The sequence below is a fragment of the Paenibacillus rhizophilus genome, from assembly GCF_003854965.1.
Classification (GTDB): domain Bacteria; phylum Bacillota; class Bacilli; order Paenibacillales; family Paenibacillaceae; genus Paenibacillus_AQ; species Paenibacillus_AQ rhizophilus.
The window spans coordinates 275,114-295,458 of sequence record NZ_RQPI01000001.1 but is presented as its reverse complement, the minus strand read 5'-3'; the positions used below and the strand labels follow the sequence as shown (position 1 = coordinate 295,458).

Annotated in this window: 21 protein-coding genes and 1 tRNA gene; 3 read left to right on the top strand and 19 right to left on the bottom strand. The window is 50.7% G+C overall.

The annotated features are described in order from the left end of the window. Positions 1 to 2: 2 nt before the first annotated feature. The 3 genes from sucD to EH198_RS01415 all read right to left on the bottom strand — a co-directional run bounded on the left by sucD (position 3) and on the right by EH198_RS01415 (position 2,863). A complete protein-coding gene (gene sucD / locus EH198_RS01425; protein ID WP_124693768.1) occupies positions 3 to 932 on the bottom strand; it encodes a succinate--CoA ligase subunit alpha in 930 nt (309 codons plus the stop codon). Between the two features lie 57 nt (positions 933 to 989). Continuing rightward, complete coding sequence (gene sucC, locus EH198_RS01420) at positions 990 to 2,150, bottom strand: ADP-forming succinate--CoA ligase subunit beta (protein WP_124693767.1); 1,161 nt, start codon at positions 2,148 to 2,150, stop codon at positions 990 to 992. A 251-nt stretch (positions 2,151 to 2,401) separates the two neighbouring features. After that, positions 2,402 to 2,863 carry a MarR family winged helix-turn-helix transcriptional regulator gene (locus EH198_RS01415; RefSeq protein ID WP_124693766.1) on the bottom strand — a complete coding sequence of 154 codons (462 nt, stop codon included), beginning with the start codon at positions 2,861 to 2,863 and terminating at the stop codon, positions 2,402 to 2,404. Positions 2,864 to 3,009: 146 nt separating this feature from the next. Here EH198_RS01415 and EH198_RS01410 point away from each other — a divergent pair, with 146 nt between their 5' ends. Both EH198_RS01410 and EH198_RS01405 read left to right on the top strand, forming a co-directional pair. After that, a complete protein-coding gene (locus EH198_RS01410; RefSeq protein WP_124693765.1) occupies positions 3,010 to 3,465 on the top strand; it encodes an organic hydroperoxide resistance protein in 456 nt (151 codons plus the stop codon). Between the two features lie 123 nt (positions 3,466 to 3,588). Continuing rightward, positions 3,589 to 5,322, top strand: coding sequence for a YifB family Mg chelatase-like AAA ATPase (locus EH198_RS01405; RefSeq protein WP_124693764.1), 1,734 nt, complete (start codon positions 3,589 to 3,591; stop codon positions 5,320 to 5,322). A 680-nt stretch (positions 5,323 to 6,002) separates the two neighbouring features. Here the strand turns inward: EH198_RS01405 and EH198_RS01400 are convergent. From EH198_RS01400 to EH198_RS24320, 10 genes are all read right to left on the bottom strand, one after another. Beyond that, positions 6,003 to 6,548 carry a metallophosphoesterase gene (locus EH198_RS01400; protein ID WP_124693763.1) on the bottom strand — a complete coding sequence of 182 codons (546 nt, stop codon included), beginning with the start codon at positions 6,546 to 6,548 and terminating at the stop codon, positions 6,003 to 6,005. A gap of 190 nt (positions 6,549 to 6,738) precedes the next feature. After that, positions 6,739 to 7,143 (bottom strand): hypothetical protein, encoded by a 405-nt coding sequence (locus tag EH198_RS01395; RefSeq protein ID WP_246014061.1) that lies wholly within the window; start codon positions 7,141 to 7,143, stop codon positions 6,739 to 6,741. Positions 7,144 to 7,328: 185 nt separating this feature from the next. Then, entirely contained in the window at positions 7,329 to 7,754 is a 426-nt protein-coding gene (locus tag EH198_RS01390; protein WP_124693762.1) for a YraN family protein, read from the bottom strand. Beyond that, complete coding sequence (locus tag EH198_RS01385) at positions 7,751 to 8,020, bottom strand: EscU/YscU/HrcU family type III secretion system export apparatus switch protein (RefSeq protein WP_246014060.1); 270 nt, start codon at positions 8,018 to 8,020, stop codon at positions 7,751 to 7,753. The genes EH198_RS01390 and EH198_RS01385 overlap by 4 nt, the downstream gene beginning before the upstream one ends. A 29-nt stretch (positions 8,021 to 8,049) precedes the next feature. Beyond that, on the bottom strand, positions 8,050 to 10,392 hold the full coding sequence (locus EH198_RS01380) for a hypothetical protein (RefSeq protein ID WP_124693760.1): 2,343 nt from the start codon (positions 10,390 to 10,392) through the stop codon (positions 8,050 to 8,052). Between the two features lie 177 nt (positions 10,393 to 10,569). Continuing rightward, on the bottom strand, positions 10,570 to 11,193 hold the full coding sequence (locus EH198_RS01375) for a ribonuclease HII (RefSeq protein WP_124693759.1): 624 nt from the start codon (positions 11,191 to 11,193) through the stop codon (positions 10,570 to 10,572). Between the two features lie 306 nt (positions 11,194 to 11,499). Next, positions 11,500 to 12,363 carry a ribosome biogenesis GTPase YlqF gene (ylqF, locus tag EH198_RS01370; RefSeq protein ID WP_124693758.1) on the bottom strand — a complete coding sequence of 288 codons (864 nt, stop codon included), beginning with the start codon at positions 12,361 to 12,363 and terminating at the stop codon, positions 11,500 to 11,502. Positions 12,364 to 12,393: 30 nt separating this feature from the next. Next, entirely contained in the window at positions 12,394 to 13,014 is a 621-nt protein-coding gene (gene lepB, locus EH198_RS01365) for a signal peptidase I (RefSeq protein ID WP_124693757.1), read from the bottom strand. A 226-nt stretch (positions 13,015 to 13,240) separates the two neighbouring features. Next, positions 13,241 to 13,585, bottom strand: a complete 345-nt coding sequence (gene rplS, locus EH198_RS01360) for a 50S ribosomal protein L19 (RefSeq protein WP_124693756.1) — start codon at positions 13,583 to 13,585, stop codon at positions 13,241 to 13,243. Positions 13,586 to 13,730: 145 nt separating this feature from the next. Continuing rightward, a complete protein-coding gene (locus EH198_RS24320; protein ID WP_148091478.1) occupies positions 13,731 to 13,952 on the bottom strand; it encodes a hypothetical protein in 222 nt (73 codons plus the stop codon). Positions 13,953 to 14,289: 337 nt separating this feature from the next. Between EH198_RS24320 and EH198_RS01355 the strand changes: the two genes are divergently transcribed. Next, on the top strand, positions 14,290 to 15,222 hold the full coding sequence (locus tag EH198_RS01355) for a hypothetical protein (RefSeq protein WP_124693755.1): 933 nt from the start codon (positions 14,290 to 14,292) through the stop codon (positions 15,220 to 15,222). 238 nt (positions 15,223 to 15,460) lie between these two features. Here the strand turns inward: EH198_RS01355 and EH198_RS01350 are convergent, their stop codons facing one another. The 6 genes from EH198_RS01350 to EH198_RS01325 form a co-directional block, all read right to left on the bottom strand. Then, the gene (locus EH198_RS01350; protein WP_124693754.1) at positions 15,461 to 16,087 is read right to left on the bottom strand and encodes a spore coat protein; all 627 of its coding nucleotides are present in this window, start codon (positions 16,085 to 16,087) and stop codon (positions 15,461 to 15,463) included. Positions 16,088 to 16,512: 425 nt separating this feature from the next. Next, positions 16,513 to 16,586: transfer RNA gene (locus EH198_RS01345), tRNA-Pro, on the bottom strand. A gap of 167 nt (positions 16,587 to 16,753) precedes the next feature. Continuing rightward, the gene (locus tag EH198_RS01340; protein ID WP_124693753.1) at positions 16,754 to 17,755 is read right to left on the bottom strand and encodes an acyltransferase family protein; all 1,002 of its coding nucleotides are present in this window, start codon (positions 17,753 to 17,755) and stop codon (positions 16,754 to 16,756) included. 750 nt (positions 17,756 to 18,505) lie between these two features. Further along, positions 18,506 to 19,396: a tRNA (guanosine(37)-N1)-methyltransferase TrmD gene (gene trmD, locus EH198_RS01335; RefSeq protein ID WP_124694491.1), complete on the bottom strand. Its 891-nt coding sequence runs from the start codon at positions 19,394 to 19,396 to the stop codon at positions 18,506 to 18,508. Further along, a complete protein-coding gene (rimM, locus tag EH198_RS01330; RefSeq protein ID WP_124693752.1) occupies positions 19,396 to 19,923 on the bottom strand; it encodes a ribosome maturation factor RimM in 528 nt (175 codons plus the stop codon). The genes trmD and rimM overlap by 1 nt, the downstream gene beginning before the upstream one ends. Positions 19,924 to 20,105: 182 nt before the next feature. Beyond that, complete coding sequence (locus tag EH198_RS01325; RefSeq protein WP_025335405.1) at positions 20,106 to 20,336, bottom strand: KH domain-containing protein; 231 nt, start codon at positions 20,334 to 20,336, stop codon at positions 20,106 to 20,108. Between the last annotated feature and the right edge of the window lie 9 nt (positions 20,337 to 20,345).

Below are 20,345 nucleotides of genomic sequence, written 5' to 3'. Positions count from 1 at the left end.
TACTAATGCGTCGTGCAAGCGTGGAGGATGCCCTGTTCTTCCAGCACGCTCACCAGCGTAGAACCCATCTCGGCAGGCGTCGGAGCAACTTTGATGCCGCAAGCTTCCAGTACGGCGATCTTCTCGCCTGCCGTTCCTTTTCCGCCCGAAATGATCGCGCCGGCATGGCCCATGCGCTTGCCCGGAGGAGCGGTCGTTCCGCCGATAAATCCCACGACCGGCTTGGTCATATGATCGCGAATCCATCTTGCGGCTTCCTCTTCGGCGGTCCCGCCGATTTCACCGATCATGATGACCGCCTTCGTACGTGGATCTTCATTGAACCGTTTCAGGATATCGATAAATTCCGAACCCTTGACCGGATCACCTCCGATTCCGACCGCCGTTGACTGCCCTATGCCGCGGGTTGTTAGCTGATGAACCGCTTCATACGTAAGCGTTCCGCTGCGTGAAACGACCCCGACATACCCCGGCATATGAATATAGCCCGGCATTATGCCGATTTTGCACTCTCCCGGCGTGATAACACCCGGACAGTTCGGACCAATCAGCACGGTGGAGCGGCCTTCCATGTAACGCTTCACCTTGACCATGTCGAGGACAGGAATGCCTTCCGTAATACAGATGACGAGCTCCAGCTCGGCTTCCACCGCCTCCATAATCGAATCGGCGGCAAAAGCGGGCGGCACATAAATAACGCTGGCGGTCGCGCCTGTCGCCTTTTTGGCGTCTGCTACTGTATTAAAGATGGGCAGACTTACGGTTTTGCCGTCTTCCAGGGTTATGTCAATCGACGTGCCTCCCTTGCCCGGCGTAACGCCGCCAACCATTTGCGTGCCGTATTCCAGCGCACCTTTGGTGTGGAACAAGCCCGTCGAGCCCGTGATTCCCTGTGTGATGACCTTCGTATTTTTATCGACAAGAATGCTCATGCGCGTTCACATCCTATTCCTAATTGTAAAATACGGATACCCGCGGCCGATCCGCCGTTACTGCACAAGAGAAACAATTTTACGGGCTCCGTCTGCCATCGAATCCGCCGAAACGATGTTCAAACCGGACCCGGACAAAATCTTTTTGCCAAGCTCCACGTTGGTGCCTTCAAGACGGACAACGAGCGGTTTGGTCAAACCGAGCTGACTCGCCGCTTCCACAACTCCGCTGGCAATCACATCGCAGCGCATGATACCGCCGAAGATATTAATGAGAATCCCCTTTACCTTCGCGTCGGACAAAATGATTTTAAAAGCTTCCGTCACTTTCTCCGCTGTTGCGCCGCCCCCGACATCAAGAAAGTTCGCCGGCTCGCCTCCGTAATATTTGATAATATCCATCGTAGCCATCGCCAGCCCTGCGCCGTTAACCATACACCCGATATTACCATCAAGCGCAATGTAGCTAAGATCGTATTTGGAGGCTTCGATTTCCTTCTCGTCCTCCTCGTCCAGATCGCGCAATGCCTGAATATCCTTGTGCCGAAACAGCGCATTGGAGTCGAAATTCAGCTTGGCGTCCAGCGCCAGCACGTTACCGTCCGCCGTAACAACCAGCGGATTGATTTCGGCAATCGAGCAATCTTTATCCATAAAAGCCGAATATAGCGCTTGCATAAACTTGACCGATTTACCGATCAGCTCATTAGGTATGGAAATATGGTAAGCCAGCCTGCGCGCCTGAAAGACCTGAAGTCCCACCGCAGGATCAATAATCTCCTTAAAAATCTTCTCGGGATGCCGAGCGGCCACCTCTTCGATTTCGGTTCCGCCCTCTTCGGAGCCCATCAGCACGACACGTCCCGACCCGCGGTCGACAACAAGCCCGATATAATACTCCTTGACGATCTGGCAGCCTTCTTCAATAAGCAGCCGTTTCACCAGCTTACCTTCCGGACCCGTCTGGTGCGTCACCAGTGTCTTGCCAAGAATCTCTCCGGCAAATGCGCGGACTTCGTCCAAATCCTTCGCAACCTTGACGCCTCCGGCTTTTCCTCTGCCGCCTGCATGAATCTGGGCTTTAACAACGGCAACGGAACCTTTCAGCTCCTCGGCCGCGGCTACCGCTTCATCCACTGTAAAAGCCACTTTTCCGTTCGGTACGGCGACGCCGTAACTTTTGAGCACTTCTTTTCCCTGATACTCGTGGATATTCATTCCGGAAGCCTCCTAAAGTGAGCGGAAGCTGCAGGCAGCCTGCAGAATTTCCGCTTCCGTTTTGATTGAAGCTGGGCCCGGGATCGGATCGGTATCGAATTCTGTATTCCCGAATGAGGAAACCCAGAATATTGTACCATGTTTTTGTAGCGCTTTCCTCAAAAATCTTTCATGATTTATACATACATTTTCGCATGATTCCATGCCGGAATGCGAACGATTGCATTGACAAGCTTTACGTCCCTAAACTATTAACTGCTGATATTTGCTTGATGCACCCTGTTTAACAGACTGCGGAACTGCTGCAGAAGATATCCAAATTCCTCTTCCGGCATCGTCATTCCCTTTATCATCACGCCGGGTATCGTCTTGGCTTTATCCTGAAGCGCCCAGCCTTCATCCGTTGGAGAGATCAGCACCTTGCGCTCATCCTCTTGCGAACGCTCGCGAATAATCAGACCGGCCGCCTGCAGACGCTTCAGCAGCGGAGTCAGCGTGCCCGAATCGAGATACAAATCGGTGCCAAGCTCTTTGACTGTACACTGCCCTTTTTCCCAAAGAACGAGCATAACTAGGTATTGGGAATATGTAACGCCCAGCTCGTCAAGAAAAGGCTGATACAGTTTCGTAATTTCGCGCGAACAGGCATATATCGTGAAACAAAGCTGATTTTCCAGCAGCAGTTCGGGGATAGGGGTTGGCTTTTGTGTCATAGCTTATGTTCACCTGCTTTCTTCCCTCGATTTTATCATAATTTATTAATCAATTCATGTTAATCGCAAAAAACATTTTGACAATTTTTATATTTGTGTTAAATTAAATTGTGTAAAATATATATTCGAGATAGGAGATATGCATAATGATGACAATCCAGCAAAAATGGTATGAAACAACGGTAAAAGCTGTAGGAGGCAGAGACGGATTCGTCGAATCTTCCTCTCCCGAGTTCCATCAAAAGATCTCCACTCCCCGTGAGATGGGCGGCCCCGGAGGAGAAGGCACCAACCCGGAGCAGTTGTTCGCGGCCGGTTATTCCGCCTGTTTTGACAGCGCGCTGAACTTGGTGGCCCGGCAGAAGCGAATCAAGATCGAAGGCAGTGAAGTTACCGCTACCGTATCCTTCGGCAAAACCGAAGACGGCGGTTTCGGCATTGCGGTCGTCCTGAATATCCTTGTAAAAGGCGTCGATTATGAAACGGCGGTCTCTCTCGCAGAAGGCGCCCATGCGGTATGTCCTTATTCCCGCGCTACACGCGGCAATATCGCCGTAGACATTAACGTTATTAAAGAACATTCGTTTGGCGGAGGGTATTGATTTACACCCCGTCAGATTTATATAATAAACGGGAAGCTATATTTTTCGGAAAATGAGGAAGCACCTCTTTACTGAAGCCAAGCGCATGAGATGCGCCGACTTTAGAAGAAGGGGTGTTTTGTTATGTATGGAAAAATGCACAGCGCCTGCCTTTACGGCATTGAGGGCGTCATGATCGGTGTGGAAGTGGACCTCGCGAACGGTTTACCGCAGACAAACATTATCGGGCTGCCCGACTCCGCCATCCGCGAAGCGGCCCTGCGGGTGCGCTCCGCCGTAAGAAATTGCGGCTACCGCTACCCCCAGCAGCGGGTTACCATCAATCTGGCGCCGGCCGATCTGCGCAAGGAAGGCTCCGCCTTCGATCTCGCGATCGCCGTCGGCATTCTGACGACAAGCGACCAGCTTGTTATGCCATCCGCCGGAAAGACACTGATGATCGGCGAGCTCGCGCTTGACGGCAGCCTCCGGCCTGTGACCGGAGTGCTGCCCATGGTCGAAGCCGCCCGAAAGGCAGGCTTTGGAGCCGTTCTGCTGCCGCGCGGCAACGCTGCGGAAGCGGCGCTGATCGGCGGCATGCGTGTCTACGCAGTTGATCATTTGCATGAGCTGCGTGGGCCAGAGCAGCCGACCTCATCCCCCGCCGATGTTGAATCGTTAGGAGAACCGGGAACCCCCGGTGAAATTGCCGAAGCGGCAGATGCAGGTGAACATCATACGGCAGAAGATTTGGGCGGCGGAATCGACAGTCTGCCGTTTCCGGTTACAACGGACAGCAGAGCCGACATTGTGCAGCCGATCATGGCACTGTCGCTGGAGCATCTCCGTTATACCGCCCCTGTCAGCTTCCCCGCTTCTTCAGAAGCCATAGAAACAATGAGGGAGGATTACAGCGACGTACTGGGCCAGCACCATGTCAAACGGGCGCTGACCATCGCCGCCGCGGGCATGCATAACATTCTTCTTATCGGTCCGCCAGGCACGGGCAAGACGATGATGATCAAACGCCTGCCCGGTATACTGCCGGCCTTAACCGACAGTGAAGCGCTGGAGGTCACGCAAATATTCAGTGCCGCAGGCAAGCTGAAAGATGCTCACCGGGGACTCATTCGGGAAAGGCCCTTCCGTTCGCCGCACCATACCATTTCCGGAGCGGGATTGATCGGCGGGGGCGGCGTTCCAAAGCCAGGGGAGGTCAGTCTCGCTCACCGAGGCATTTTGTTCCTCGACGAGATGCCCGAATTCTCGCGCAGCGTGCTGGAAGTGCTCCGCCAGCCAATGGAAGATCATGTCGTTACGATCAGCCGGGCAAGGGCCGCTTTTACGTTTCCAGCCAGGGTAATGCTCGCTGCTTCTATGAATCCGTGCCACTGCGGCTTTCTCGGAAGCAGTCACCCCCAGCAGCGCTGCACATGCAGCCCTGCACGCATCGCCCAGTACCGCGGACGGATATCGGGGCCCCTGCTTGACCGGATCGATCTTCAAGTTGATGTTCCACGGCCAAGAGAATGGGATAAAAACGGCGGCAGCGCCGGCCTGTCGACGGCGGAAATGCGCTCTCGGGTAGCAGAGGCTCAAGCTATTCAGTCCGAACGCTATAAGCGGCTGCCGATCTCCTGGAACAGCGAGCTTTACGGCACATCTCTCCGCCGTTATGCGAATCCCGGTCCCGAAGGCGCCCGGATGCTGCACTCACTGCTGGAGAACCTTGGACTTAGCATGCGGTCCTACGACCGCATTCTGAAACTGTCCCGCACCATCGCCGACCTGGACGGAGCGGACCGGATATCATCCGCACATATCGCGGAGGCGCTGCAGTACCGGAATCTGGACAAAGCGCCTATGGAAGAGGAATAAGAGATTTGATCGGTTTCACTGATCGACTGGAAAGGAACAGAACCGGCAGATAAAGGTGGGCTGGGCATTTTCCGCATCTTGACTCATATCAATCAACTGGTACGACGGTTCAAGGTGGAGTAATAGGAGCGACAGAGCATGGATCAAGCACGGGGATGTAATGTTAACAATAAGGGATCGATAATAGGAAGCTGTACGTTAGTTTGTGACACTGCTGAATCAACAAAAGAACCCGTTTTGGGTTCTTTTTTGAGGATTCATTAAAATAGTCAAATTTTAACATTGTCGTTCTGAATCATCGAAAAAACTGGGCTTCTAAGTGTTAATCTCTTGTGCCACCGCCACCAACGGGTCTTCGGTTACCAATCTCAGAATCACGGCGGTGATTTTCTCTAATGTACCTGCTTACAGGGTCTAAGTCCCGCGCCGGCCGATCCGGTATACTTCTTCCCCTTCAACGCTTATAACGTAAATTCTCATTGGCATGACTTTCTTTTTTAACCCTTATATATAGAAGAAAAAAATGTCGAAAATACGCGAACAACCCCGAAAGCGTATGTTTGAGAGAAACGCCTTCCGCTTGGGCTCTGGCAGGAGAATCATGGTGTATTAGCGCGGTTAAGAAGCTTAGGTACATAGAAGACATCCCGGCAGCATGCCTGGAAGCCTGCTAGAGCAAATCAACTTTCCGAGGACAGCGGATTATGGTCGTTCTTGTCCGTCTCTTGAGAAGAGGCCAAGATATCCATAAGGGCTTCAAACGACACCGGCTTATAGTTCCAGTGCTCCACACAAACATTAAAATGATTGTTCCCTGCGTATTTTTGGCCGTGGATATGACCATGCACATTGACGTAAGGCATATGCCGATTCATATACAGGGGCTCGTGAGTAATCAGAAAAAATTCCTTATAAATAATGCCGTTCTCGCTCACTTCCTGAAATCCGGCATCCAGCCACCAACTGCGGGAACGGCCGCGGTCATGATTGCCCAATATCAGCGTTTTGTAGCCGTTCAGCCTGCTCAATATACGGCTTGTCTCCTCCTTGTCCAGGAAGGAAAAATCACCCAGATGGAATACCCGGTCTTCTTGTCCAACCGCTTCATTCCAGCCTGCGATCATCGACTCGTTCATCTGCTCTGTATCGGCAAACGGCCGGGATTCATAATCAATAATCGCTCTGTGGCCAAAATGATGATCTGACGTAAAGAATACTTTTGTCATCTTCTCTCTCCCCATCTGCTGAAAATTCATTATGTATGAAAAATAAAGACACAAACCTGCCGATTCCGCAAATAAGGCAAAAAGGCTCCACAGCCGGTTTTTGCCGATTCTGTAAGAAGCCCAGTTGCCGCGTTCTCTTTTAAGGAAGTATGAATTGCGAACTCCATACTTTCCCTTTAACACCTGTTCGTCAATTGCGTTTATGCATTCGACGGTTATCGCAAGCCTGGATCAGCTCCGCAAGCGTTGGCGGCCCCTCATTTTCAATCAGCCATTGGCGCATCGCCTTAATCGCTTCAACCTGTCCGTCACCTTTATCCCGCCAGGTCAGCAATTCAATCACATTAATAATCAGCGTCATCAAACTCGCATTGCTGCTCTGCGACTTATCTGCGCGTATTTTTTGGAACAGCGCCTCGTTTTCCCAATCGATTAATATTTCTTCGGCGATGGCCGGCCTCATGACGGTGAAAGTCTGATGGCATGAGCTGCAACTGACTGACGTTACCGGTTCCGTAGTGAATACCACGCCAATTTCCAGTCCGCAATGTTGGCAAGCAAATTTCACATGTATATCAAATGGTTGTTGTTTCACTCGGACAGCCTCCTCTTGGAATATTAAACGGTTACACTAATGTATACCCAATTCCGCTCAGAACTGACCCAAAGCCGTTCACTATTGAGACTCAAATCCCATTGGCATCGTGCCCGGATTGTCCAAAAATCAAAGATCGGCCATTGGCAGGAATTTGTACTTTTCCGTATAAATCTCAGTTCTGTTTAAAAGGCCTCACGGATGTGGTTGAGCGAAACGATGCTTAAATTCCGGCTCATCAGCACAGTAATCACGTCAAAAGATACGGGGCGCTCGTTTTGCCTGCTATTGTGCAGATAAACCCGTGCCGTTCGCCGAACACGGTCAATTTTGCGGGCATCCACCGATTCTTCCGGCGTTCCTTGCATCAGACTGCCGCTGCGGCTCCGCACCTCGACGAAGACGAGGCGGGCGCCTTGCTCAGCGATAATGTCGATCTCCCCCGCCCGGCAGCTCCAATTGCGATCCACAATGGTATAGCCTTTGGCGCTGAGGTAAAGAACGGCCGCATCTTCAGCCGCTTTGCCCTTTTGCTTGCGGTTATATCGGACCTCTTCGCTGAAATTGGAGGAGCGCACTGGATTCTTGCCCTTATTGAACGGACCGTTCATTCCTGTCTCCTGGCGCCCGCGGAAGCGTCGCTGCGATATACATAGCTCAAAATTTCGGCTACCAGTTGATACAGCTCCGGCGGAATTTGCTGGTCGAGATCCAGCTTGGAGAGAACCTCGACCAGAGCGGCATCCTCCTGGATGGCGATCCCGTTTTCTTTAGCTTTTTGCAAAATAGCTTCGGCAATGTTGCCCTTTCCCTTCGCGACAACAACCGGCGCTTCGGTCTTCCCCGGCACGTATTTTAGCGCAACGGCTTTTTTCATGTTATTTAGAAATTCCCCGGAGGAATCATTCATATGCGGTAATCCACCCCTCTGTAAGAATCGGGAACGTAATCGGCCGGACTCCCCGGCCCTTTCCCCGTCTTCTCCGGACTTTGGGCGGGAAAAGACTCCGCTTTAAACGAAGAAAGCTGGTAACCGATTGTTTCCATCGCGGACTTAATATCGTCTTTCGACGATTCAAGCAGTTCTTGAGCCCACGGTTCATTATTGTGCAGCTTCAAGCTGACAATCCGGTCCACCACCTGCACATCGACAAGAGTCTGGCCCAAGGCCTTCATATCCAGATCGAACCACAGCCGGCAGTTTGAAGCGTCGAGTTCGCCCTTATGTCCCCGTCTCGACTGAATATGGACGGAAGCCGTCTCCGTTCCATCCGGACCCTTGAGCGGCAGAAACAGAGTTACCTGCGCGAACGGGGCCGTGCGGTCCGTGTTCAGCAGCAGCTGCTGGCCGGTCAAATGCTGCACCAGCTGCCCCGCGGCTTCTTTTACCGCCGCGGGAACGTCGCTGCTGGCCATCGCCTGCAGCAGCACGCCCTTGACCGTGTCGCCGGCTTGCTCACCGGCGACTGCTCCCGGCTCCGCGCCGGCTTGCGCCGCGCCGCCGCGGAGCGCCAGCTGCTCGTGCTCCGCACCGAGCAGCTTAAGGACCCGGGCCACCCAGGCTCCGCCCGGGGTGGCGTCCGGCTGCGGCCCAGCCGCAGCCGAGGGGTTCCCGCGCGCGGCATCCGCGCGGGCAGGGTCTCCCGCCGCGTCCGCCGGCGGGAGAGCGGCGAGCTGCGGCAGCGCGTCCCGCAGCTCGCCAAGCACGCCCTGCAGCTTCGCGAGCAGGGCTCCAGCCTGCGGCTGCGAGTCTGCAGCCGCCAGTCCTGCCGCTTGCGTTCCCCCAGCCCGCGTCTCGCCTGCCGCTAGTCCTGCCGCTTGCCCTCCTCCAGCCTTCGTCTCGCCCGCCGCCAATCCTGCCGCTTGCGTTCCCCCAGCCCGCGTCTCGCCTGCCGCCAGTCCTGCCGCTTGCCCTCCTCCAGCCTTCGTCTCGCCCGCCGCCAATCCTGCCGCTTGCGTTCCTCCGGCCCGCGTCTCGCCCGCCGCCAGTCCTGCCGCTTGCGTTCCCCCAGCCCGCGTCTCGCCCGCCGCCAATCCTGCCGCTTGCGTTCCCCCAGCCCGCGTCTCGCCTGCCGCCAGTCCTGCCGCTTGCGCTCCTCCAGCCTTCGTCTCGCCCGCCGCTAGTCCTGCCGCTTGCGCTCCTCCAGCCATAGTCTCGCCTCCTGCCAGTCCGCCTGCCTGCGCTCCCTCAGCATCTGCGGCTGATCCTATTCCAGCCGCAGCCTGTCCACCGACAGCTGCCGTCTGCTCACTGTCAATCGACACTCCAGCACCGCCGGCCGTCATCGGGCCTTGACCACCCGCCATCACAGCGGTCATTCCTTTAGCCGCAACGGCCTCATTACCTGACGGAAGTACACTGCTTCTGCTTCCCGCTCCGGCATCCGGATTCGCCGTTCCGCGTCCGGCCGCGGCCTCGTCGCCTTCCGGTCCAATTGAAGTGGTTCCGCCGTCGCCCTGTCGACCTGGAATTCCGTTTGCGCCTTCTTTACCCAGCTTCAGGGAGAATGGGCCGGAAACTGCCGCGGTTCTTTCGCCCCTACCCTCGCCTGTCCCCGCCTGGTTTACAGTGTTCCCGCCAGAATTCACATTATCGGCAGGCAAAGCGCCGATATTGGAACCAAGCAGTTGAGCGGGTCCCCCGCCGCCAGTTTCCTGCTGCCCGATCCACAGCGTCAACTGCTCTTCCAGAGCGGATAGCAGCTGGTGAAGCTGCGGACCGAATATCGCCTGCTGAAGGCCTCTGATACTCTGGGGTGTAATGGGCAGGCCCCTTTTTTCCGAAATAACGGCTGCTTCAAGCCACTCCTTGACAGGCACGTTCGCCGGCTTGGCCTCCATTACCGCATTCAGCTTGGCGGCGGTTTCCTTGGTTAGCGGAAGCCCTCCCGACTGCATGGCCTGTATGATCTCACGCCCCGCTTTGGAATCGCTCAGACCGAGCGCATCAAGCGCCTCTCCCATCGTCTGCGGTGAAGTGGCGATTCCGGCCGGGGCCGGTTTCAGCACCGGGAGACCCTGATCGCCAGGAGGCCCCACCTGCAGATTCAGCGTTTGTCCCTGCTGCAGCGGCGTCTCCAGCTCTGCGCGAACAGAGGTACCCTGGATTTGCACTACCGCTTCTTTTCCAGATTCCGATACGCTGAGGACGACGCCGCGGACGACCTGCCCTTCTTTGAGTTCCAACGTTTTCGCTTCTCCGGGCTTGCTGTCTCCCAGCAGGCCGCGAATCAAAGATCCGATGTTCACGCCGCTTGCTCCTCTCTGCTCATCTTCTTGTTTTTATATCGGCATCTGCTGCCATTTTTGCAACCCAAGAGGTTTAGTCGACTACTTTTACGATAACGTCCGGTTATAAAAACAGCCCGGCTCAACAACGATCGCCGGACTGCTCCAAGTCTATAATTTTTCATATTCATGAATGCTCTAAAATAAAGTGGTCTGCTCCGCCAGGATCCTCCCCAGGAAGCTGCGCCGATGCATCGGCGTCGGCCCTAGTGTTACAATTCGCTCGCGGTGAAGCTTCGTTGCATAGCCCTTATGTATGGCAATTCCGTAATCTGGATACAAGTCCTCCCATAACCCTTCGCACAGCCTGTCGCGCGTTACTTTGGCTACAATGGACGCCGCCGCAATCGACTGACTGTTGGCATCCCCTTTAATGATCGCCTGCTGCGGCAGAGGGAGATCGATCTTTTCAGCATCAATCAGCATATAATCGGGTAGGATGCCCAGCCCTTCAACCGCTTTTTTCATGGCCAGCCTTGAGGCTTGCTTAATGTTAATTTCATCGATCCGGGAAGAGTCCACATGCCCTACCCCGACAGCCAGCGCCTGCTCCATAATCAGCTCGAACAGGGTTTCCCGTTTCTTAGCCGTCAGCTTCTTGGAGTCATCCACACCCTCGATAATCAGACCCTCCGGCAAAATGACCGCTGCCGCCACCACGTCGCCGAACAAGCAACCTCTGCCCACCTCGTCCACTCCGGCAATACGGAAGTAAGATTGCTCCCAGACCTCTTTTTCATAGAACAGCATATCAATATCCATTTCTTACCCACCCGCCAAACTGTAATTTCCGATTCCGCCCGCCTTTAAATTTAGCTTACCACAGCAGCACCGGCAAGGTCATCCACAAAATGTCCTGTTTTGATATCCAATATCCGGCGTATGAGATCCATATAAAGTCCATGAATTCTCAACAAAAAAAAGAGCCGCCGAGAATTCGGCCGACTCTTCCTAACCCGTATTATTACCCGTGAGCGCCTAACTTGACGCTGTTCACATCACTTTCAAACGGACAGGAATCCTGTTCCAGAAGGCGTTAACTCACTGCTTCCAGGGAGCATTTTCCCTTTACTTTGGAGCCTCCAGCGTGAACCGGCCAAGCTTGCCGGCGCGCAGCTCATGCAGCAGGGTTCGGGAGGCTTTCTCAAGATCCACCCTTCCGCCGCTGACCAGACAGCCGCGCTTTCGCCCTACAGCTTCCATGACAGCCACGATTTCGTCCGGGTTCTCCAAATCTTCCGGAAACTTGTCAATCCCGTACCTCTCCCGGAATCTGTCACCGTAATCGCGCAGCAAATACTTAATCGCATAGAACGCGATGTCCTCCACATTGAGAATCTCTTCGCGGATTGCTCCAGTAATCGCCAGCCGGTAACCGACCTGCTGATCCTCGAACTTCGGCCACAAAATCCCCGGGGTATCGAGCAATTCAAGTCCGCCCCCGGTCTTGATCCACTGCTGGCCTTTCGTAACGCCCGGACGGTCGCCCGTTAACGCGATGTTGCGGCCGGCCATCCGGTTGATCAACGTCGATTTGCCCACATTGGGAATGCCGACGATCAGCGCCCGCATCGCGCGGGGATTCATCCCTTTAGCGATCTGCTTATCGATTTTTTCCTTCAGCAGAAGCTTGACCTGATCCGGAATTTCCTTGACCCCGTTGCCGGTGGAAGCATCCACGGGATGCGCGACATGGCCTTCCTGCTTGAAGTAAGCCAACCACTGCCGGGTCGTATCGGGATCAGCCAGATCGCTTTTGTTCAAAATAATAAGCCGCGGCTTGTCCTTCAAAATATCGTCAATCATCGGATTGCGGCTGGACAGCGGAAGACGGGCATCGAGCAGTTCTATGGCAACGTCAATCAGCTTCAGCTTATCCTCGATTTGCCGTCTGGCCTTCGTCATATGACCCGGAAACCATTGTATGGTCACTGCCCATCGCCTCCTTTGAGTAAATTTATGCTAATGCTTGATCCATTCCATATCTGACACCGGCCAGAAAATCACATCGGCCCGTCCCACGATATCGCCCAGCGGCACATAGCCGATCATCCGGCTGTCCGTGCTGTCCGAACGGTTATCTCCCATTACGAACACGTGTCCCTTTGGAACGGTGCCTTCCTTAAAGTCCTCGTTGGGAAAGTTCTTGTCGTTGTATAACTGATTGTTGGCATGCGCCTGGTCAATGGCTTTTTGAATGTAGGTTTCATCAACCTTTTTGCCGTTTACAGTCACTACGTCGCCTTCAACCTTCACGGTATCCCCGGCTACGCCGATGACCCGTTTGATAAAATCCCTGCCTTCGGAAGGCACATGAAAGACGATTACCTCGCCGCGCTGCGGAGACCGGATATCATACAAAATTTCATTAACGATGACCCGCTCGCCGGTATGGAAGTTCGGCTGCATGGATGGTCCGTCCACAATAAACGGCTTGAACAACAGCCAACGAATCAGAATAACGAGTATCAAAGCGATCGCAATCGCTTTTACCCATTCCAATACTTCATTCTTCTGCTTGGGCGGAGACTGCCGGGCCTGATCGTCACCTTCGTCTTGCCCCTGATGCAAATCCTGCTGCATAGTTCACCGTCCTCTCCTTAACCTTGACTGAACAAGGATCTTTTATGAACACTCTCTCCTAACAAGCCAAAAAAACTTCAACCCAAAAAACCTCTGCAAAAAATTCCATCAGAAGGCTTTTTCGAAAGAAGCCCGTCCCCAGCTCTATCTATAGGCAAGTTTTATATGCAAATCTTGATAAAACGAAAGGGGCTTGAAATCAAGCCCCCTTCCTTTGCCGCTTGGTTTAGCGACGAATCTCTTTAATTCTTGCAGCTTTACCACGCAGTTCACGCAAGTAGTACAGCTTGGCGCGACGAACTTTACCATAGCGAGTTACTTCGATTTTGTCAATCTTAGGCGAGTTGATCGGGAATGTTCTTTCCACGCCAACGCCGTAAGAAATTTTACGAACCGTAAAAGTCTCGCTGATTCCGCCGCCGCGGCGTTTGATTACAACGCCTTCAAACAGCTGGATACGTTCGCGGGTTCCCTCGATAACCTTAACGTGCACTTTCAAAGTGTCGCCAGGGCGAAAACTCGGGATATCTTTGCGGAGCTGTTCTTTCGTAATTTCTTGTAAAATATTCATTAAGGACTTCCTCCTTCCGTACAGGTGTTCATGCCTCTTCAGGAGAAGTCTCTGTTCCCCATCATCATCCGCAGCGGACCACCGTATTCCACACAACAGGAATAATGATATCATATCAGGCCAATGAATACAACTATTTATTAGATTACAAAGGGAGCATATCCCGCTTTTTTGCCTTTGCTTGACAATCCCTGCATAACCCGACCACCGAGCCGTCATCCTGCGCATAAAACATCAGCTTGCCGTTTTTCTTCTTGCAGCTGGAACAGGGCTGTTCATTCGTATTTTTCCGGGCTCTGCGGTGCGCGTCCAGCGGGATTACATTGTTCTTTAAGGAATTTCCATTGTTCAGTTTTCTTGTGCTCATAAGCCGGGTTACAGCATATATGACACCTACCGCCAACAAAATCACTAGGAATACAACATATCGCATCGCAAGTATCCTTTCTTTTGGGGGCTTTAGTTATTATTATACTGGAAGTTATTTTTATGAAACAAGTTTTTAAGCATGGCGCCGAATTGTTGTATCTCGTCCAGTTTGAGCAGCCATCGCTTTTCCTGAAATCCCCAACTTTGGTCTAGTTAAGCGCCAGCCTCCAGCCCCTGTTTCAATAAATTTCCATGAGATATAATACTGGAAGTACATACATACGTCGCTCTGCATCAAAAGAGAAGGGGTTAATTTTAAAGGGGGGATTTTTAGCATGATAAGGAAATTTGGAAAAATGACGGCAGCGGCTGCCCTTGCGGCCTTACTGCTGGCGGGATGTACTGAGCTGCCCGGCAAAACGGCAAGCGGCGCGGACAGCGATTTGGACAATTCCATAGAGGCTATCGGCGAAACCGTGCAGCAGGAAGCGGGCAAGGCGGCAGATTCCGCCCAGCAAGCGGTTGAAAACACCGCAAGCGATGTGGCGGATCGGATAAAATCCGGAAGCATTGTCAAGGAATTATCGATCACCCAATCTGCCGGAAGCGCCGATACGCTTCGTCTTGATAATTCAGTTGGCGAAATCGAGGTGAAAGCAGGAACAGGGTCCAATGTTAAGGTAACTGCAACTATACGCTCCTACGGCAAACTGTTCCGCAAGGCGGACCGGCAGCAAATTCTGGATAACGCTGAAGTCTCCCTTCAGGAAAGCGGCGGCGAACTGCAGCTGTCCACTCATCCCAAAAATGATCCGGACATCGACCTATGGACCTGGGCCGAGAAAAGATACGGCTTCGCCGACTTCAGCATCTCCTACGCCATTGAAGTACCCGATAGCTTGAGCCAGTATGAGATTACAGGCGATGTGGGAAAAATCAAACTGCGCGGTTTAACAGGCACTTTCCATGTGTCCAGCGATGTTGGGGGTGTCGACATCGAGGATGTGCATATTGCGGGGAAATCCACAGTGAGTACAGATACCGGCAGCATCTCGCTGGATATTAACGCCATGGACGCCGGCCTCACCGCGGACACCGATGTTGGCAGCATAAGCGCGGCGCTTGGGCAATTGGTGCAATGCACCCTTGAAGCGAACAGCGAATTGGGCCGCGTTTCTGGTGCGCCTTCCGGCAAAAGCGACGTTAACGGCGGCGGACCGCTCCTGTCGCTATCCACCTCCGTCGGATCGATCAATGTGACCAAATAAACGCAGAGCCGATTCATAAGAAAATGCAAACGGGCCAATCCAGAATATAATCCGGATTGGCCCGTTTAACTTAATTGGAGTAGCGGGATTCGAACCCACGGCCTCACTCACCCCGAGTATTCTTTTATTTTGATTTTGATCATTTTTAAATTCAGAAATGGGTGCCCAAAAGTTTCTACTTTTTGAGACACCCTCTTTGAGCGTTTACTCTTTTATTAATCTGGTATTTCTTTATTTTTTACTGATACAGTTGATCACTTGAACCATTTGTTGGATTTTGATACTGGTTTGCGTATTGTTGAATTTGCTCTTGATCTTCAGGAACTACCTGATAAACAGCTCCAATTTTAGCCGTCATGCTTTGATCTGCTGGTTCTAGTGGATAAAACCCTTTTTTAACCATATATTGCCACATATCATAGGCATGTGAACAACTCATCATAAAACAGGTTTGCAGAAAGGAGCGTATTTCAGGGTTCGCTGCTTCCATGGCTGAATAAGCATATTCCCGGCCAGAACGTTTTAATGTAAGTAAATAAGCAGTAGCCATTTCTCGATCATTCATATTATCAACCATGGTTCGAGGTTGGACAGGTGGATATTGATTAACGGGAGACTTTGTAAAATCGCTAAGTTTTCCATCTTCCTTTAAAAGCGATAACTCTTTTTTTGCCCCATCCATTTGGTTGAGAAATTCCACCTTCATGTTATAGTCACGAACATGAAAGGGGAAATGCCTTTCCAAAATGCTTTTAAATTCTTGATCCTGTACATGTTGTACCATATATCCCATGTTTGTAATAGAGTTAACACAACTCATCGTTAATTCCTGTAAATCATGAAGTTCGTGGGCTGCTAATCTCACTATTTAACCTCCTATTTTTGTTATCCCTTTTTATGATGGACATAAGTGTTTTTTTTATTCAGAACGAAAGAACTTTTTCACATTAGATATAATTGCAGAATGTCGAGTAGCTCTTCCGGTACATTTAAACGTCCGACCCAATTTCCCCTCCGCATCCTTCGAGTATAGAATATCGAATAGTTGGTCGAGCGACTGATTACCGCCTTTTTCCTCGCGCTCAAATTTATAGTGTTTAGCGTTACGTTTATCCAAAACAAAAAGCCCTCCTCTGCGTAGAAAATGACTACGCTAAGGAGCGCTCGCGAGTGAACAACTGCGAATGGGTCCGGCGCCACACCCGCGCTAACACGGGTGCGTCTACCGGATGTCCACCGTATCGTCGAACGCACTTAAAACGTTGACGTTACGCGGTTTGTTGCGATAAATCGGAGTAGCGGGATTCGAACCCACGGCCTCACCCACCCCAAGGGTGCGCGCTACCAGGCTGCGCTATACCCCGATGATATGTATGCCGCTATTCCGCTTTCACAGTATACATGAAACGTCAGCGACGAATATTATTATACGACTTAATAATCCACTCTTGCAAGCAAAAACTAAGGTTTAACACACACTAAATTTCAGCTTAAACACTTGTACAAGATTTACGACAGACCTATTTTGAATTCAAGTGAATCTTGAGGTGAAACCAGCTATTAACTTTTTCAGTAAAAATGCAAATAGTAGAGTGATTAAAATGCAGATTAGATTATATGTAACATTGTCGATACTTTTGCTTATTTTAGTCGTGATATTTAAAATCCTTTCATGAATCAAATAGATTTCAAGACTGTGTGTACCGCAGAAAGTTAAGAAGATAAATTTTTTAATACCGCGCTCTGAAACTGTTTGTAAAAAAGTTGCTGCAAACATGCACAAAGGTAATGTAATTAAAATAAAAGGATACCAAAAGATGCCATAATTCCATAAGTATTCATAAGATAAATATTTCAAACTTATCACTAATAAGGTCAAACCAAAAATTGCCGCAGCTATATTAATTATTAAATGTAACATGGCAGCTTTCTTGTGTGTCTCGATCCAAAAACCTACAAGAAACCCAATAAAAAATATTGGTATTCTTGTAGTAAAAACAAGTAAATATGAAAAAGATGTTGAAGTAATAGATATAGTTATTAGTAATCCAATAAGAATGACCGCTGTAAGTGAAATATACTTATTTTTCGACTTGAAAAAGTACATAAAAACGGGTGTAAGCAAATATAAAACCAAAATTGCAGGAACATACCAATCAAATCTATTTTTAGAGTCTAACCAAAAACTTAGTGTGGTTAAATTCAAAACTGCATCTATAAGCGACATTTCACCAACATACCAATAAAATAAACAAACAATAAACACAACTGTAATATAAGTTGGAATAATTCGTAGCAGTCTTCGCTTATAAAATGTTATAACGTTATCGTCTTTCTGACATGCAAAGTACAATCCCAAACCGGATAACATTAAAAAAATATCTACTCCTCCATATCCGATTTCTTTAATTGTATTAATGATTGGAACTGACGATGTGTTAATAGTAGAGTGATAAAATACAATCCATAATATCGCTATCCCCATCAGTTGAGTTCGATATTTGCTAATCAACTTATAACTATAATTATTCATGAAATACCCCCAATGAATTGATACACTAATAATATAATATCTCCCTTAAAAATAAATAAATTTCACAAAAGCAATTCAATTAAAAACATAGCTAAAAAATATTTAGAATTTTATAGATATTTATTAGTCGTTGTGCTATACTTTCCCTACAAGGAAAGGAGGTGCGTTCACATTAATAATGACATGTTGAGCGTATCCCTTACCCGGACCATTGGCTAATGAATCGGCTTTTGGTGGCGCGGGATACGGATCATGAAAGTTAAGCGCCTCGGGTAGAGAGACCGTCTTCGGACGGTCTTTTTTCATTTATTGTCCATAAAAAACCACCTAAGCGTCGAACCGGGGTTCACGGATAAGTGGTCTTCACGAAAATTATTTCTCTGCATGGAAGGCGATAGGCCTTAGCAGAATAAATGAATGGGTTTCGCTCCCGTCCGGCATTGGACAAGAACTTTAAGATTTCCGGTTCTTATAGAAGTCGATAATATCGCTGACCGTGCGGAGCGGCTCCGCTTCCTTGCGGATCGGGTTCGTATCCGGCTTGAATTCGTCATGAGTCTTTGTTGTCATTTCAAAGTTCATCCTTTCGCTGGTTAAGCCTTCTCTATTATTTACGGCGCCTTATGTTATTACCCAAAAACAGCAGGTAATGACACCTATACAATATATGGCTTTGTTGAACTTTTTATGACGGCTATTCTTCCCTTTTTTACTTTATAACAACGAAAAAACGCCTTTTTAACTTGTCCGTTAAAAAGACGCCTTCTCTTCTTTGCTTCGGCTGCCGCCGCAAGCTTCCATTCTTTCCGCCTTTAACCGCTCCAGCAGCTTAAGGTCTTTGGGTGTAAGTTCCACCTGTTCCAGCAGGTCGGGTCTGCGCTCCAGCGTCCGCTTCAGTGATTGCTCCTTCCGCCACGCTTCGATATTGGCATGGTGGCCGCTAAGCAGCATATCCGGTACCTTCCAGCCCCGGAACTCGGCAGGGCGCGTATAATGCGGATATTCCAGCAGCCCCGTGCTGAACGAATCGGTCACCGCGGAGGATTCATTTCCAAGCGCCCCCGGCTGCAGGCGGACGACCGCATCAATGACCGTGAGAGCGGGCAGTTCCCCGCCGGTCAGCACATAGTCTCCGATCGACAGTTCATCCGTAACCAGATGCTCCCGGATGCGCTCGTCATAACCCTCGTAATGGCCGCAAATAAAAATAAGATGCTTCTCCTTGGCCAGATGCTCGGCGGTCCGTTGATCGAATGTCCGGCCTTGCGGGCACATGAGAATGATCCGCGGTTTGGCATTCTCCCCTTGAGTCAAGCCCGACATTCCTTCTTCTGACTCTTCACCGGTTGGGACAAAGCCTGCTGTTGCTGCGCTTTCCGATTCACCCTCAGTCCCTGACGGGACCTTCAGGCTGTCCAGAAGATGCTCTACCGCGCCAAAAATCGGCTCAGGCTTGAGCACCATGCCGCCTCCTCCGCCATAAGGAGTGTCGTCAACGCTATTGTGCTTGTTGTTCGCAAAATCGCGGAAATTAACCGCATTCAGCCTGGCGATACCTTTTTCCCGCGCCTTGCCCAGAATACTAGTACCGAACACGCCTTCACACATTTCCGGAAAAAGCGTCAGCACATCAATTCGGATCATGACAACAGTCCTTCCATCAATTGAACCTTGACCCGTTTGTTCGGCACATCGACATCAAGCACCACATCGTCAATCACGGGAATCAGAATATCTTGGCCTTTAGGCCGTCTGACCACCCAGACATCATTGGCTCCAGGCGTCAAAATCTCGGAAATGACTCCGAGCGGCGCGTCCTCTGCTTCTTCCGTAAAGACCTCGCAGCCGATGATATCATCAAAATAAAATTCGTTTTCCGGCAGTTCTACCCGGTTGTCCGCAGTGACCTTGATCAGGCTGCCTTTGTATTTTTCGACCTGGTTGATGTCGTTATAACCCTTAAGCTTTACGATATACATTCCCTTATGCTCGCGAGCCGCCTCCACGGTGACCTCGATCATCCCTTTACCGTCTTCCGGAATAACGAGCAGCTTGCTGCCCGGCGCAAATCTCACCTCGGGAAAATCGGTTCGGGACAATATTTTGATTTCTCCGCGAATGCCGTGGGTATTGACCAGCTTGCCTACCGTCAACAACGAATCCGTCATGCCATCCACTCCCTTAACGCTTCATCATTTATATTCATAACGTTCCCCGGTGTAACAAGCCTATGCTTGGCAGGGACGTCTCTTATATTCTCAGCAAGAAAAAACGACTGCTCCATTCTTATATTTTTAGACAAAAGGAGCCGGAATCTAGTGATCCCCAGCCCCTCTTAAATGATCACCGATCAGGACAAAATATCCACGGTGACGCGCTTATCGCTCTTGACTGCTGCCGATGTAACGACTGTCCGGAGCGCTTTGGCGATCCGTCCCTGCTTGCCGATGACCTTGCCCACATCATTGGGATGAACGGACAATTCATAGACAATCAGATGATCCTTCTCCACGGTCCGCACCGTTACATCTTCCGGATGATCCACTAAAGCCTTAGCAATAACTGCAACTAATTCTTCCATAGAGGACCC

Bases quoted from the DNA above. Each gene is read 5' to 3' on its own strand.
- sucD (WP_124693768.1), bottom strand. From the start codon at position 932: ATGAGCATTCTTGTCGATAAAAATACGAAGGTCATCACACAGGGAATC.
- sucC (WP_124693767.1), bottom strand. From the start codon at position 2,150: ATGAATATCCACGAGTATCAGGGAAAAGAAGTGCTCAAAAGTTACGGC.
- EH198_RS01415 (WP_124693766.1), bottom strand. From the start codon at position 2,863: ATGACACAAAAGCCAACCCCTATCCCCGAACTGCTGCTGGAAAATCAG.
- EH198_RS01410 (WP_124693765.1), top strand. From the start codon at position 3,010: ATGATGACAATCCAGCAAAAATGGTATGAAACAACGGTAAAAGCTGTA.
- EH198_RS01405 (WP_124693764.1), top strand. From the start codon at position 3,589: ATGTATGGAAAAATGCACAGCGCCTGCCTTTACGGCATTGAGGGCGTC.
- EH198_RS01400 (WP_124693763.1), bottom strand. From the start codon at position 6,548: ATGACAAAAGTATTCTTTACGTCAGATCATCATTTTGGCCACAGAGCG.
- EH198_RS01390 (WP_124693762.1), bottom strand. From the start codon at position 7,754: ATGAACGGTCCGTTCAATAAGGGCAAGAATCCAGTGCGCTCCTCCAAT.
- EH198_RS01385 (WP_246014060.1), bottom strand. From the start codon at position 8,020: ATGAAAAAAGCCGTTGCGCTAAAATACGTGCCGGGGAAGACCGAAGCG.
- EH198_RS01375 (WP_124693759.1), bottom strand. From the start codon at position 11,193: ATGGATATTGATATGCTGTTCTATGAAAAAGAGGTCTGGGAGCAATCT.
- lepB (WP_124693757.1), bottom strand. From the start codon at position 13,014: ATGCAGCAGGATTTGCATCAGGGGCAAGACGAAGGTGACGATCAGGCC.
- rplS (WP_124693756.1), bottom strand. From the start codon at position 13,585: ATGAATATTTTACAAGAAATTACGAAAGAACAGCTCCGCAAAGATATC.
- EH198_RS24320 (WP_148091478.1), bottom strand. From the start codon at position 13,952: ATGAGCACAAGAAAACTGAACAATGGAAATTCCTTAAAGAACAATGTA.
- EH198_RS01355 (WP_124693755.1), top strand. From the start codon at position 14,290: ATGATAAGGAAATTTGGAAAAATGACGGCAGCGGCTGCCCTTGCGGCC.
- EH198_RS01340 (WP_124693753.1), bottom strand. From the start codon at position 17,755: ATGAATAATTATAGTTATAAGTTGATTAGCAAATATCGAACTCAACTG.
- rimM (WP_124693752.1), bottom strand. From the start codon at position 19,923: ATGACGGATTCGTTGTTGACGGTAGGCAAGCTGGTCAATACCCACGGC.
- EH198_RS01325 (WP_025335405.1), bottom strand. From the start codon at position 20,336: ATGGAAGAATTAGTTGCAGTTATTGCTAAGGCTTTAGTGGATCATCCG.